Source organism: Candidatus Berkelbacteria bacterium (genome assembly GCA_016432625.1).
GTDB lineage: Bacteria > Patescibacteriota > UBA1384 > 2-12-FULL-50-11 > 2-12-FULL-50-11.
Genome location: CP066697.1, coordinates 324014 through 339065, shown reverse-complemented (window position 1 = coordinate 339065; position 15052 = coordinate 324014). Strand labels below are relative to the sequence as shown.

The window sequence follows — 15052 nt, the reverse complement described above, 5'->3', positions numbered from 1 at the left end:
CCAACTCATACATAATATGAAACGGCTCCCGTATGGTGGCGGGAGCCGGTTTCGTTCGACGATTCTTGAATTGGGGCTTACGTGGTTTAGGTCGGTTGTTTGCACAACCTGGCCACAGCCGGAAGTTTGCTTCCAAAGGAAGCCGTCGAACGCTGGCGAATAATACCCTAAACCCACCTCAAAGTCAACGCCTTCGCCCCGTATTTTGTATGTATTTTATTAAATAGTTAAAAAGCGGCTGAATCTAACCCCTAGGCAGGTTATGAAGTCGCTTTTTGCCTTCAGCCATGAGCGAGCGTGTCGGGGGTGGAGGTGCAGGAGGTAGGGGGATGACGTCGCAATGAATTCCCCTACCTCCTGCGAAACAAAAAAGCACCGCATCGGCGCTTCTCTGCTTTTGATTCAAAATATTTTACGCCTCTGCCTTGGCACTTTTCCCAACGATGCCAGCGGTGATATTGCTCGGCGCCTCTTCGTAATGGTCAAATTCCATGGTGAACGAAGCTCGTCCTTGGCTCATACCGCGAAGATCAGTGATGTAGCCAAACATTTCAGCAAGCGGGACGTGCGAGTCGATAACTTTGGAGTTGCCGCGATCTTCGGTACCCATTACTCGGCCACGACGACTGTTTAAGTCGCCCATCGCGTTACCGAAGAACTCTTCCGGCGTGACGACTTCAACCTTCATTATCGGTTCAAGGAGAATCGGGTTAGCTTTTTTACAACCATCTTTGAAGGCCATGGCGCCGGCAATCTGGAAGGCAACGTCACTAGAGTCGACGTCGTGGTACGAACCATCGTAAAGCGTGGCTTTAATATCAACCATTGGATAGCCGGCAACTACACCCTTGGTCAGGGCGTCTTTGATACCCTTTTCAACTGAAGGAATGAATTCGCGAGGAATGGTGCCGCCGACAATCTTGTTGACGAATTCAAAGCCGGTTCCTGATTCTTGCGGCTCGATTTGCAGCCAAACGTGACCGTACTGGCCGCGGCCACCGGTTTGTTTGATGTATTTGCCTTCTTGTTTGACGGTGCTTTTGATCGTTTCTTTGTAAGCAACCTGCGGCGCGCCTTTAATGGCTTCAACGTTGAACTCGCGCTTCATGCGGTCGACGATAATGTCGAGGTGAAGCTCGCCCATGCCTTCGATCAGCGTTTGTGAGCCAGTTTCGTCTTTAGATAAACGTAGAGTTGGGTCTTCGGCGGCGAGACGTTGCAGGGCAGCGCCCATTTTTTCTTGGTCGGCTTTGGTTTTCGGCTCGATTGACATTTTGATGACCGGCTCTGGGAAACTGATCTGTTCCAGCACGATCGGCGCATTTTCGGCGCAGAGAGTGTCGCCAGTAGTAGTGGCTTTTAATCCCACAGCAGCGGCAATTTCACCAGCGTAGACTTCTTTGACGTCCTCGCGGCTATTGGCGTGCAAGCGGACGATGCGACCGATACGTTCTTTCTCGCCTTTTCCAGGGTTTAAAACATACGAGCCAGCAGCAAGTTTTCCGGCGTAGACGCGGAAGAACGTTAACGAGCCAACAAAAGGATCGGTTGCGACTTTAAAGGCAAGGGCTGTAAATGGTACGTCGTCAGAAGTTTCGCGGACAATTTTTTCTTCTTCGTTTTTCGGGTTAATTCCCTCAACCGGCGGAACATCAAGCGGCGACGGAAGATAATCAACAACTGCGTCTAGCAACGGCTGAACGCCTTTGTTTTTGAGGGCAGAACCAGCCATGACGGGAAAGAGTTCGACATTGATGACCGCTTTACGAAGCGCTTTTTTCAACTCATCAATAGCGAGCTCTTCACCGGCAAAAAACTTTTCCAGCAGGGCTTCGTCAGTTTCGGCGATTTGTTCGATTAGTTTACTGCGATACTCTTCGACTTCGGCTTTCATATCGGCCGGAACGTCTTCGATCGTGGGTTCGGTGGCTTCTTCTTTTGGCCAAACCAGGGCTTTGTTCTCGAGTAAATCGACAACACCCTTTAACTGATCCTCGGTGCCGATTGGCAGTTGGAGAATCGCTGTCTTGGCGCCGAGACGATCGTGAATGGTTTTAATAACGTGCTTGAAATCCGCCCCGATACGATCGAGTTTATTGACGAAACAGATTCGCGGTACTTTATACTTGTCGGCTTGTCGCCAAACAGTTTCACTTTGCGCCTCAACACCGGCCACACCATCAAAAACGGTCACCGCCCCGTCAAGCACGCGCAGAGAGCGCTGAACTTCAACGGTAAAGTCGATGTGTCCCGGGGTGTCGATGATGTTGAACGTGTGATCTTTCCAAAAAGTGGTGGTAGCGGCGGCGGTGATAGTAATACCACGCTCTTGTTCCTGCTCCATCCAGTCCATGACGGCCGCACCCTCGTGTACTTCACCAATCTTGTAAGTTTTACCGGTGAAGAACAGGATGCGTTCCGAAACGGTGGTTTTACCAGCGTCGATGTGAGCAATTATGCCAAAGTTACGGACACTCTCTAACGGATATTCACGTGCCATAGTTGCCCCAGAATTAGTATCTAGCAAAGTGGGCAAAGGCGCGGTTGGCCTCGGCCATTTTGTGCATGTCTTCGCGGGTTTTCATGACTGAACCAGTGCCGCCGAGGACATCTTTCATCTCGTTGTAGAGCGCGACCGACATCGGCACGCCTTTGCGACTTCGGGCAGTGGTGACGATCCAGCGCAAAACCAAAATGACTTTGCGGCTTGGACGGACTTCTACCGGGACCTGGTAATTTGCTCCGCCAACACGGCGAGAGCGAACCTCAAGGATCGGCGCTGCCTTTTCAATGATCTCGGCGAATAAGGCCGGGACTTCTTTGTTGTTTTCCTTAGCAAGGCGCTCAAGAGCTGCGTAAACCAAGCGTTCCGCGGTATCTTTTTTACCGCGTTCCATGACGCGGTTGATGAACTTAGTAACTAGTGGATCGGCGTACTTTGAATCAAGCAGTACAGCCGGGCGTTTGATGTTGCGTCGTCCTCTCATTACTTCGCCTTCTTGGCTCCGTACTTAGAGCGACCCTGTTTTCTATTTTCAACGCCGTCAGCGTTCAAGACGCCACGGACAATGTGATACTTCACACCTGGTAAATCTTTAACGCGGCCGCCGCGGACGAGAACCAACGAGTGCTCCTGCAAGTTGTGTTTAATGCCCGGAATATAAGCGGTGACTTCCTGGCCGCTAGTTAAGCGGACACGGGCGATTTTACGCAGAGCAGAGTTAGGTTTCTTTGGCGTCATGGTGGTGACTTTTGTGCAGACCCCACGGATGAGCGGCCGACCCTTGGGAAACTGAACGGGTCGGTTCTTCAAAGAGTTAAAGCCACGGTGAAGCGCTGGCGATTTGGACTTGCTGGCCACGCTTTTTCGGCTTTTCCTAATTAATTGGTTAATCGTCGGCATTACAAGTCAGTTTACTCGGTTTCAGCCTTCGATTCAACCCGCGGCTTAGCTTCGGGACGCTCGGGCGCGGCCACTTCTTCAATGATCGGTTCGGCGTTATATCCAGTACCGGCGGGGATCAGTTTACCGATAATAACGTTCTCTTTAAGTCCTTTGAGTGGGTCAACAGCGCCACGAATTGCCGCCTTGATAAGAACGCTGGTGGTTTCCTGGAAGGAAGCCGCCGATAGGAAGCTATTGGTGTTGAGCGAAGCTCGGGTAATACCAAGAACAATCTGCTCGTATTGGACGGGCTGCTTATGATCTTTCTTCAGGCGGTCGTTGATGCGCTCGGCAACCAAGCGGTCGACAATTCCACCGGTTAGTAAGGTGGACTCGCCACCTTCAACAACTCGGATCTTTGCCAGCATGGCTCGAGCAATAATCTCGATATGCTTTTCGTTAACCTCTGCACCGTGACCGGCGTAGATGTTTTGAACTTCGCGGATAATGTATTTCTGGGTGTCGCGCAAACCGCGTAATTCGAGTGCCATAGTGAGATCTAGGTGACCTTCAGTTAGCATGTCGCCGCGCTCAACTGACTCGCCGCTTTTAACCCGAAGGGTTGAATCAGCAGGTACTTGGTAGTTGACCTTAAGCGGCTCAGCCGACTTGATGAAGACTTTTCCTTTTTCAAGGCGAATCTTACCGCCGATAGCGGCGCGGACAGCCTTTTTGTCGGGAGCAGTTGCGATGGCCTGTTTTGGCTTAACAACATCACCGCTCTTAACGACTGCCTCGTAACCTTCTTCAAGTTCGTACTCTTCCTCAGGAATTTCTTCGCTAATAACCTCAACGTACTGGTGATCTTTCTCTTCGTAGATTGAGATTTTACCGGCGACTTCGCTGACAATAGCCGGATTATGTGGTGGGCGGGCTTCGAAAATTTCCTCAACGCGCGGTAGACCGCTCGTGACGTCGCCGCCATGAGCCACACCACCGGAGTGGAAGGTTTTCATCGTCAGCTGCGTACCTGGCTCACCAATTGCTTGAGCGGCCATGATACCAACAGCGGTGCCTAGCTCCACTTTACGGCCAGTCGCTAGGTCGCGACCGTAACAGTTCTGGCAGACACCCCAGCCTGACTTACAGTAGAGAACTGAACGAACAGTGAGCTGTTTGATGTCGTTATCAAGAATGTGTTTGATGTTGTCCTCAGTGATCTCTTCGCCAGTCTTGAGTAGAACCTTGCCGCTCTTGTCTTTGATCGGTTCAATCAGAACGCGGCCAAGTAGACGATCAGCGTATGACTGGCCGAATTGCTCGCTTTCGTTTTCCGAGACTAAGACACCTTCTTTAACACCACAGTCTTCAGTCGTTACGACTAGGTCTTGGGCAACGTCGACTAACCGACGGGTTAGATAGCCTGCGTCAGCAGTCTTGAGCGAGGTGTCTGACTTACCCTTTCTGGAACCGTGAGTGGAGATGAAGTATTCAAGTACTGATAGACCTTCTTTGTAGTTAGAGCGGATTGGAATATCGATAATCTCACCACCCGGGTTAACCACCAAGCCCTTCATACCTGAGAGCTGAGTAAGGGAGTTCTTTGAGCCACGAGCACCGGAGTCAACCATCGTCCAAACGGGACTGTTGCGATCAAATTGATCGAAAACTGCCTTCTCGATTTTGCCACGAACTTTGGTCCACTCCTCAATTGTTAGTTTGCGTCGTTCATCCTCGTTTAAGAGACCGCGGCGGTAGCGTTTGGTGATTTCCTCGACTGCCTCTTCGCCCTGTTTTAGATATTCGTTCTTGATTTCAGGGACTTGGATGTCAGAAATTGCCATGGTCATACCAGAGCGTTCAGCAAATCTGAAGCCGAGTGCCATCAAGTCGTCGGCGAGTTTAGCCGTCGCTTCTTTGCCGAATTTCTTGTAGATGTCGCGGATGATTTTCTTGAGCTTTTTAGCGTCCAAGACGTCGTTAACGAAGATGTAGCCCTCTGGCATCACTGAGTTAAAGATTGCGCGGCCGGCGGTGGTTTCGATCCGCTCTTCACCGTGACGTAACTGGATGGCGGCGTGCGGGTGAATTTCACCACGCGTGTGAGCCATCTGCACATCACTGATCGAGCCAAACACTTTTCCTTCGCCTTTGACGCCTTTGGCTGAGTTGGTAAGGTAATAGATGCCAAAAACTATATCGAGACGTGGTGCGACGAGTGTCTCACCAGAAGCCGGCTTAAGCAGGTTGTTCGTTGACAGCATTAAACTTTCCGCTTCGAAACGTGCCTGAACCGAGAGTGGTACGTGTACGGCCATTTGGTCACCGTCGAAGTCGGCGTTGTAGGCAGCACAAACAAGCGGGTGTAGCTGGATTGCTTTACCTTCGATTAGCAGCGGTCGGAAAGCTTGGATACCTAGACGGTGCAGCGTCGGGGCGCGGTTAAGCATAACGACGGCCTGTTTAGTAATTTGTTCCAATATTTCCCAAACTTCAGGCGTGCCACGCTCAATTAAGCGGGCGGCGTTCTTGACGTTGTGAACATAGCCGTCAGCAATTAGGCGTGAGATGACAAACGGCTTGAATAATTCAAGTGCCATAACCTTTGGCAGACCACATTGGTCAAGTTTCAAGTTTGGGCCGACGACGATAACTGAACGGCCAGAGTAGTCAACGCGCTTACCCAGTAAGTTCTGGCGAAAACGACCCTGTTTACCGCGCAACATATCAGATAGAGATCTTGGCTGCCGGCCGATGCCGGTAGTCGTTTGGCTTTTGCGGGCAGAGTTATCAATGAGGGCGTCAACAGCTTCTTGGAGCATGCGTTTTTCGTTGCGGACAATAACATCTGGCGCACCTTGGTTCATAAGCCGCTTTAGACGGTTGTTGCGGTTGATAACGCGGCGATATAGATCGTTTAAGTCGCTAGAGGCGAAACGTCCACCATCAAGCTGAACCATTGGTCTCAAATCAGGCGGCAGCACCGGCAATTTAGCGATTATGAGATCTTCGGCCTTAATACCAGCCAGTTTCATGTCGGTGACTAAGCGTAGACGCTTCATCAAACGACGATAGGCGTTTGGTAAGGCACCCTTGGCGAGAGCCCTGATCTCAGCGATTTCTTCATCGAGATCAACTTTCTTCAAGAGGTCGAGTAAGGCTTCAGCGCCGGTACCAACCTTAATAAGGTTACCGAAACGGTATGAAAGCTCATGGAATTTACCTTCGGCGATAACGGTTTTTGGTTGGAGGGCGTTTAGTTCGGCTTTGGTTGTTTTATAGTTGTTTTCGAGCTGCTCGAGGCGCTCAGGCGCGTCTTTAAGTAACTGCTTGCCGGCTTTGAACTCGCCATCCAGCTGCTCGAACGCTTCGGCTTTCAATTCTTCGTTAACGTCAACGATTACAAATCCAGCAAAATAGTTAACTTTTTCGAGGTCGGTGACGGAGATGTCGAGCAGAGTGCTCATGACATACGGCGCACCACGGACGTACCAGATGTGTGATACCGGAACGGCAAGGTCAATGTGACCCATGCGTTCGCGTCGAACAGAAGCACGAGTGACTTCAACGCCACATTTATCGCAAATTACGCCTTTGTAACGAATCCGTTTGTACTTGCCGCAGTAACATTCCCAGTCTTTAGTCGGGCCGAATATTCGCTCGTCAAAAAGACCGTCACGCTCAGGTTTCTGGGTACGATAGTTGATCGTTTCTGGTTTTAGGACCTCGCCGTAGCTCCAACGCTCAACATCTGTCGTGGAAGCTACGCGAATGCGCAGCCCCTCGAAGTTCATGAGGTTGAACTCGGCTTTTTCGGTTCGGGTGTTTAACTTAAGTTCGGCCATTTAGTCCTCCTTCCTTTCTTTGGAAGCTTTTGAGGCTGATTTTCTGGTGAGTACCTCTTGCTCTTCCGGTGATTCGTCGATTGCGGTTTGGCGAGCAGCGGTATCACGAACCATCTCGTCGGCGTCTTCGCCCAACGGGTCGGTAATTCGCAGCTTGCCTTCTGGCAGGCCCTGGTCTTCAAGCAAGCTTTGCTCTTCAGTAATCTCATTCATCTTTTCTTCTGTTTCGATGACTTCAACGTTTAAGCCTAGCGATTCAAGCTCACGCACGAGAACGGCAAATGAGGCCGGGATCTGTGGTTTCTGAATAGTTTCGCCCTTAATAATCGCTTCGTAAGCTTTGGCTCGGCCGATAACGTCGTCAGATTTAATCGTCAGCATTTCTTGTAAGGTATGGGCGGCGCCGTAAGCTTCCAATGCCCACACTTCCATTTCACCAAATCGCTGACCGCCGAATTGGGCTTTACCACCGAGCGGCTGCTGAGTGACCATGGAGTACGGGCCGGTTGAGCGGGCGTGCATCTTGTCGTCGACAAGGTGAATTAGTTTCAGTAAGTATTTAATGCCGACGGTTGTTTCTTGGTCGTAATCGTTACCGTCGCGACCGTTTCGCAGTTGGATCTTGCCGGATACTGGCAAGTCAGCTTTGGCGAGTTCTTTTTCGATCTCGGCAACTGGAACGCCGTGAAAAGCCGGCGAAGCAACCCGGTAGCCGAGCTTCTTTGCGGCCCAGCCTAGGTGGGTTTCAAGAATTTGTCCGAGGTTCATGCGCGAAATAACGCCGAGCGGGTTCAAGATGATGTCAACTGGCGTACCGTCAGGTAGGAACGGCATGTCCTCTTCTGGAACGACCCTAGAGATGACACCCTTGTTACCGTGTCGGCCGGCCATTTTGTCACCAACGGTGACTTTGCGCATTTGAGCCACTGAGACTTCGATTTGCTGATAAACGCCGGCTGGTAGTTCGTCGCCTTGTTCTTTGGAGAAAATCTTGACGGCGACTACCTTACCGTACTCACCGTGAGGCAAGCGCAGTGAGGTGTCCTTAACGTCTTTGGCCTTTTCGCCAAAGATGGCTCGGAGTAGTTTTTCCTCAGCCGTTAGTTCGGTTTCTCCTTTAGGAGTAATTTTACCGACCAAAATGTCGCCGGCTGAGACCTCGGCGCCGATGCGGACAATGCCCTGCTCATCAAGGTTGGCTAGTGCTTCGTCGCCGACATTAGGAATGTCGCGCGTGACTAATTCCGGGCCAAGTTTAGTGTCGCGCACTTCAGCAGAATATTTTTCAATGTGAATTGAGGTGTAGCGATCGTCTTTAACTAGACGTTCGCTAACGATGATGGCGTCTTCATAGTTGTAGCCGCCCCAGCTCATATAAGCGACGGTCACGTTCTGGCCGATAGCCAGTTCGCCCTGATCACTTGCCGAGGAGTCGGCGATCACGTCGCCGATCTTAACCTTCTGACCGATCTCCACGATTGGTCGCTGGTTAATACAAGTCGACTGGTTTGAGCGGGAGAACTTCAAGAGGTCGTAAGTTTTTTCGCCACGCTTAGTTTTGAGCACGATTTTAGCGGCGTCAACGTACGATACTTCGCCATCTTCTTCGGCGACAATGAGCTGACCAGAATCCTTAACGGAACCTTCTAGCCCAGTACCGATAATAGGCGCTTCGCTGCGGACCAGCGGCACGGCTTGACGTTGCATGTTAGAACCCATGGAGGCGCGGACGGCGTCGTCGTGTTCGACGAACGGGATAAGCGCAACGGCAATAGCGCCGATCTGCTGTGGCGAGATATCGATGTAGTCAACCTTACCGGTTGCTTCAACAACTGGATCACCGCCTCGGCGGGCGATAATTCGTGAGCCGATAACGTAACCTTTGTCGTCAACTTTGGCCGAATACGGCGCTAGGGTGTACTTTTCTTCTTCGTAGGCGTCGAGGTACTCAACCTTTTCTGTAACGCGTGCCTTGTTGTCTTTATGTTCAATTTTACGGAACGGAGTTTCAATGAAGCCGTATTCGTTAACGCGGGCGCTAGTTGCAAGGTAGCCAACTAAACCAATGTTCTGACCTTCCGGAGTGGTAATCGGGCAGATACGACCGTAGTGCGAACGGTGAACGTCACGGACATCAAAGCCGGCGTGTTCGCGTGATAAACCACCTGGGCCGGTCGCAGAAAGCGTCCGTTTGTGCTCCAACTCGGCAAGCGGGTTGGTTTGGTTCATGAATTGGCTCATCTGAGAAGAGGCGAAGAATTCTTGCAAAATTGCCGCTACCGGTCGGGAGTTAACAAGCGTGACCGGGTTTACCTCTTCCGGATCGACAATCTGACTCATTCTGTCCTTGATAATGCGCTCCATACGAAGTAGGCCGACACGAAGGCGGTTCTGGACCAGTTCGCCGACGGCTTTAACACGGCGATTCTTCAAGTGATCAACATCATCTTGCTCGGCGCCTGGGGTATTGTTGAGGCGGATAATTTCACGAATTGTGGAAACGATATCCTCAACGCGCAACACGCGGTTAGTCGCGTTATTCGGCAGATTCATTTCAAGTCGCTGGTTAATTTTGTAGCGGCCAACGCGACCGAGGTCGTAGCGTTTCGAGTTGAAGAAAATAGTCTGAATAAACGTTTCGGCTGTTTCTGGCGTTACCAGATCCCCTGGACGAATACGCTTGTAAACTTCTACCACAGCCTCTTCTTGAGTTTTGGCCGGGTCACGAGCAAGCGTAGCGTCGATGTAATGGTGGTCCGGGTTGGTATCGATATCTTTGAATAGACTCTTAATTTTTGCGTCGTCGTATTTACCAAGAGCGCGGAGGAAGGTGGTGGCAGGAATGCGTCGTTTTCGATCAACTTTCACGGAGATTACGTCGCGAGAGTTGGTCTCAAACTCAAGCCAAGCACCGCGGTTAGGAATTACCTTGGCGCCGAATAGGCGTCTGGCGCCAATTTCTTCCGAGACAAAAAAGATTCCGAACGAACGGACAATTTGGCTAACCACAACTCGCTCAACACCGTTAATAATAAACGTTCCCCGTTCGGTCATTAATGGGAAGTCGCCCAAAAAGACCTCTCCGGTCTTTGATTTATTAGTCAACTTATTAACAAGCTTAACCTTGCACCGTAGCGGCGCTTTAAAAGTTAGATTCTTGTCTTTGGCGGTCTTCTCGTCGTATTTCGGCTTGTCTAACGAATACTCGCCGAATTCCAAAGAGAAAACTTTCCCCGTAAAGTCCTCTACTGGCGAAACTTCATTTAATAGTTCGCCCAAACCCTCTTCAAACAACCATAGATAGCTCTTTAGCTGCACTTCGATTAAGTTCGAAAAACTAGTCACCGACTCCAGCGGTCGAAAATACTTACGCAGTTTAGCCTCCTCAAGCTCTTATTTGCCACCCACCCGTGCGGCATGTTTATTCAATTGTTAAATGCGCGAAATCGACTAGGATACGTGCAGTATCCTAGCGGCTGCCTGTCGCATTTCGGTTTCTTACTAAGCTACGCTTATAGTAGCCCAGATTAACTTTTTGTCAAGGGTTAATGTCTAATTCAGAGAGTAAATGACGCAAAGTATCCAAACCGCGGTTAGTGACTGTACTGGTGAGTATCGCCTTCGTATAAGTCTTTTTTACCTTTTTTAAATCAGCGTCGTTCAGAAGATCGGTTTTGTTAATCACCAGGTAGCGGGGTTTATCGACTAGCGCCTGGGCATATTGATTGAGTTCTTGTTCAATCATCAGGAGGGATCCCGGTATATCAACCGTCGCGTCAACCACATGTAACAGGGCCTTAACCCTGGTGGCGTGTTGTAAAAACTTGTCACCCAATCCCCTACCCTGATGAGCGCCTGAAAGAAGTCCGGGCAGATCAACTAGGGTTAAGTTTAGCTTACCGAGTTTCATGACTCCCAAAACTGGTTGGGTAGTTGAGAAGGCGTAATCACCTATGCGCACCTCGGCGCCAGTTAGCGCCTTCAAAATTGAGGATTTACCGGCGTTTGGCTCTCCGACTAAGGCAATATCGGCAATAAGTTTTAGTTCTAGCTTTACCTGGCGCGTCTCGCCTGGCTTGCCCGGAGTAGATTCCATTGGCCGTTGATGGGTAGCGCTAACAAAGTGAATATTACCTAAGCCGCCGATCCCGCCTTTAGCAACCCGGAATCGCTCGTTGTTTTGCGTAAAGTCCTTGAGTACCTGGCCTGTCGCAATGTCGGTGACTGTTGTACCAACCGGCACCAAAAGCTCTAGATCATCACCGCCGGCGCCGGTTTTACGCTTACTCGCACCGCGCTCACCATTCTCGGCCTGAAAAACTTTTTTAAATCTAAATGAGCTTAGAGTGTCCATGTTCTCGGACGAGCGGAGTATTACATCGCCCCCGCGCCCGCCATCGCCGCCGTCGGGACCACCCTTCGGGACGAATTTTTCTCGGCGCCACGAAACAACGCCGTCACCACCACGTCCCGCTTTGAGTTCAACTTCTACTTGATCAACTAGCATCCCGGGTAGTTTACCGGTTGGCGGAGCGGAAGTACAGGGACAGAAGACCCATTCTTACGACAAGGCTATGAGCAGAATTGTCAGTAGTTCCTTGAATAGAACTGTCGGTTGCTGAGCAAACGCGCCGTCATAATCAATTAGGAGCGGCGAAGCAGCTGCATTCGGGATAGTAATGTTGCCTTTAGCGACAAATATACCCCGTACTGTCCCGCCGTCGGCTGGCGGTTCAGCCGCGATATCAATGAACCCGGCCGCGCCGCTTCCTAAGGCAACGTAGGCACCACATTCAACGTGAGTAGTATTGAAGACGATATTACCACGCACCAGCACACCCACACGCTTCGAATCAGAGCATTTTACGGAGCCGTTAAAGATCGCATTACCGTTAATTACAACCGTTCCCTGTCCGCGGAAATCGACGTCATTGAAGGTGAAAGTGTTATTGGCCGGATTAACGTTCCATAAACGGCCATCGGGCGGCGAAGTGAAAGAAGTTGGGGTTTGGAACTCAGCCGGATTATCGCTGGCTGTGTTGAGGTACCAAACGCCACTGATAACACTTCGACCAATGGTCGTACCGCGGGTTCGCTTCTCGTAGAGCTGATCAATCTTAGCGGCGGCGCCGTCAGCTCCGTCCCATTTGATTTGCGACGTGGGTGTATCCCGCAGATATTGGTCCAACTTAGTGCCAGTCACGTCTTGAAAACTGCCACCAACAGCAATGGCGTTAGGAGCCAGGCGAAGATGAGCAATTTGTTGCGGTGCCGCAATATTACCCTGTACGTAAATGCCACTAAGTTTTGTCTTTTGACTGAGCGTCAAGGTGATCTGTGAGGTATCGGGGTTAGTGACAATCACTGTCTCTTTAAAACATATAAAAGAGCGGGATCCGTCCTCTTGACACGTCGTAGAGCCGAAAAAGGCGTTATCCTTTCTGCCCTTTTCGGATATATACGCGGCAAGTGTATCGATATTCTCGGCTGAAACAGGCTGTTTAAGTGTCAAACGAAACGGGTAGGCTCGGCGGAAAAGTAAAATATTGGTTGCCGGTGGAGGCGCGTAAGCTTTAACACGTTCAACCATTGGCACAAGATTGGCAAAAAGCTTCTTACTTTTTTGCAGAGGGTTGTAACCAAACCAGTTTTTTTCGATATTGCCGACAATAATCCGATAGTATTCGCCGCGTTCATCCCCACCAGTGCCCTGATCTTGGTCTACTGTCTCAACGCGTACTATCTGAGTACCACTTATGGAACCGTTAGGGTCAAGCCTTGGCGGATTTTCACGGAAAACATATTTGTCTCTATTAAAAAGAAACTCGTTAGGAGTAAAAATCAATCTCGGCGGCAAGTTTATCTTTAACTCCGCTTGCGCCAGCACTGGTGTGACTGCGAACAAAAAGCTGCCAATCACCCCGGCAAGACCCAGTACAACTACCTTTAACTTGTTATTCATCGGTAAGTTAGCGTTCCTTGAATTCTGAACATCGTCGGGATTCGTCCAGAAGTCTCGCGATTAATTTGTTTCAATTGACTGTCGTTATAGACGGGTGATTGAGAGTTGTCAGTGAGGCTGTTAATTAAAAAACTTGTTGCGTCGTGATCAGTTACTTGGAGACGAACGGTGACATTATTCTCAGTACGGATATCACTAGGGCTGAGGCGAATGTCGAGCAGATAGAGTCCGATAACTCCGGCGAGGACGACCAGTGAAATCGTCACTACTCCAACACCGGTGCCGTTCAGCTTTAGCCATTGCTCCCAGTGCTTCTTTGAGTGGTGTTTTGAATCGTGTCTCATCACTTCAGCTCTAATGTAACATTGATGACCGAGGGAAGGAAACTAACAAGTGCCGTCCCCTCTTTCATCACAAAGTTTTCATTTTTAATCGTCACGGCATAGGTTCCGGCCGACTTATAGGCAGATAAATTGAGCTTTAAGTTAATGTCGCCGCCGTTGAGGGCGTTTAGCACTTGGTTAGTGCCACTGACAACAACACTAACTGAGGTCGGGTTGATAGTGGTGACTTTCAGTGAAGCATCAACGCCGTCATAGGTGATAGTCGGGGCGATTGTTTTAACCGAGTTTGTTTCACTGAGGTCAATCTTGACCGTGACTTTGTTAATCGGCTCGGCCGCGGCGATACCACTTGGAAAAGCCAGAGTAATCTGGACCTCGCTATCAGCGCTCAGCCCAGAAACAGAAACAGCATCGGTTTCAATAAATGTTAGTTTATCGAGAGCATCAGCCGAACCTGTAACGACAACGGTGCTAGGTGTTGGTAGGAGTTGTTCAACCCAATAACCGGCGGTTGGCGCACCGGTCGTCTTGACCTTAATGCCGACCGTTTTAAGCTTGCCAGCCTTAACAAGCGGCACCTTAGCAGCGACTTCTACGGGCAAAAACGTGACATCTTCTATAACCTGGCCGCTAGAGTTCAAGGCTACTAAGCGAAATTTCTGGTCAATGTTTTGCGCTAATCCGTCTAACTTAACCTCCACAACCGCCTGGCTCACGTCTTCAACAACAGATTTGGGTCCGGTGATCTCGGCTTTGTCTGGATCGAAAACCGGGTCACCCGGAACCAAGTCGTTTCCAGCCTTACCAACGTAGCGCGCCACGACGGCAACTGTTTTACGTATCACCGGCTCTAATGTAACCGTGACCTTCGTTGGCTTGGTTCGGACAATTTTGACGTCGCTCTTTTTACTGGTAACCATAATTGCTACCTCGTGAGTTCCTTCTTCAAGATTTTTAACATCAGCCGAAGCCGAGAAATCCTCGTCTTTAAGTGTCGCCCAAACCGAGCGGGGCGCTTGAACTATAACGCTTATCCGTTTCTGTGAGCCAAAATTGGCGCTAATGCCTTCCTTCAAGTTTGTGGCTGAGACCGCCACCCCCTGTGGTAATTCTGCGGTTTTAACACCGGGGCCGTTACTGATCGCCGCAAACAAGAGCCCAACAACAAGCGAGATAAGTGCCATCCAAAAAGTATTAAGGTATCGCGGTTTTGGAGCGCTCGGAAAATCGTTGGTCGTACCACGATTGAATAATGCTAACCATTTCTCCTCAAAGAAAAGCGGCAAACCGACAATCAGCACGGTTAAAATTAGCTGAGAGAGCAAGTGAAGCGCTGGCAAAGTGTAATTAGCGGAGATTACTAGGCCAACGATAGCGCCAAAAACTACCAGAAAATAAGCTAGGCCTCTCTTGAAGTTGAAGAAGCGCAGGATGAGGAAAATAATGATCGCGCTTATGACAAGATCGACGACAAAGAAGGCTTGGCGACTAGTCGCCCCTAAACCAAACTGCAACC

The 15052-nt window shown here is 50.2% G+C and carries 9 protein-coding genes; all 9 read right to left on the bottom strand.

The annotated features are described in order from the left end of the window. Nucleotides 1-412: 412 nt before the first annotated feature. On the bottom strand, nt 413-2500 hold the full coding sequence (gene fusA / locus HY845_01975) for an elongation factor G (GenBank protein QQG52079.1): 2088 nt from the start codon (nt 2498-2500) through the stop codon (nt 413-415). Between the two features lie 13 nt (nt 2501-2513). Next, on the bottom strand, nt 2514-2987 hold the full coding sequence (rpsG, locus tag HY845_01970) for a 30S ribosomal protein S7 (GenBank protein ID QQG52078.1): 474 nt from the start codon (nt 2985-2987) through the stop codon (nt 2514-2516). Beyond that, entirely contained in the window at nt 2987-3403 is a 417-nt protein-coding gene (gene rpsL / locus HY845_01965; GenBank protein QQG52077.1) for a 30S ribosomal protein S12, read from the bottom strand. Before rpsL ends, rpsG begins: the two co-directional genes overlap by 1 nt. 11 nt (nt 3404-3414) lie before the next feature. Next, nucleotides 3415-7230, bottom strand: a complete 3816-nt coding sequence (gene rpoC, locus HY845_01960; GenBank protein ID QQG52076.1) for a DNA-directed RNA polymerase subunit beta' — start codon at nt 7228-7230, stop codon at nt 3415-3417. After that, a complete protein-coding gene (gene rpoB / locus HY845_01955) occupies nt 7231-10605 on the bottom strand; it encodes a DNA-directed RNA polymerase subunit beta (protein QQG52151.1) in 3375 nt (1124 codons plus the stop codon). It abuts the gene before it with no gap. 163 nt (nt 10606-10768) lie between these two features. After that, the gene (gene obgE, locus HY845_01950) at nt 10769-11737 is read right to left on the bottom strand and encodes a GTPase ObgE (GenBank protein QQG52075.1); all 969 of its coding nucleotides are present in this window, start codon (nt 11735-11737) and stop codon (nt 10769-10771) included. Nucleotides 11738-11791: 54 nt separating this feature from the next. Then, the gene (locus tag HY845_01945; GenBank protein ID QQG52074.1) at nt 11792-13192 is read right to left on the bottom strand and encodes a hypothetical protein; all 1401 of its coding nucleotides are present in this window, start codon (nt 13190-13192) and stop codon (nt 11792-11794) included. Further along, a complete protein-coding gene (locus HY845_01940) occupies nt 13189-13536 on the bottom strand; it encodes a hypothetical protein (GenBank protein QQG52073.1) in 348 nt (115 codons plus the stop codon). Before HY845_01940 ends, HY845_01945 begins: the two co-directional genes overlap by 4 nt. Further along, nucleotides 13536-15050 (bottom strand): hypothetical protein, encoded by a 1515-nt coding sequence (locus HY845_01935; protein ID QQG52072.1) that lies wholly within the window; start codon nt 15048-15050, stop codon nt 13536-13538. The genes HY845_01940 and HY845_01935 overlap by 1 nt, the downstream gene beginning before the upstream one ends. Nucleotides 15051-15052 lie beyond the last annotated feature (2 nt).

Coding starts and splice junctions, on each gene's coding strand:
- fusA (QQG52079.1), bottom strand. CDS start 2,500: ATGGCACGTGAATATCCGTTAGAGAGTGTCCGTAACTTTGGCATAATT.
- rpsG (QQG52078.1), bottom strand. CDS start 2,987: ATGAGAGGACGACGCAACATCAAACGCCCGGCTGTACTGCTTGATTCA.
- rpsL (QQG52077.1), bottom strand. CDS start 3,403: ATGCCGACGATTAACCAATTAATTAGGAAAAGCCGAAAAAGCGTGGCC.
- rpoC (QQG52076.1), bottom strand. CDS start 7,230: ATGGCCGAACTTAAGTTAAACACCCGAACCGAAAAAGCCGAGTTCAAC.
- obgE (QQG52075.1), bottom strand. CDS start 11,737: ATGCTAGTTGATCAAGTAGAAGTTGAACTCAAAGCGGGACGTGGTGGT.
- HY845_01945 (QQG52074.1), bottom strand. CDS start 13,192: ATGAATAACAAGTTAAAGGTAGTTGTACTGGGTCTTGCCGGGGTGATT.
- HY845_01940 (QQG52073.1), bottom strand. CDS start 13,536: ATGAGACACGATTCAAAACACCACTCAAAGAAGCACTGGGAGCAATGG.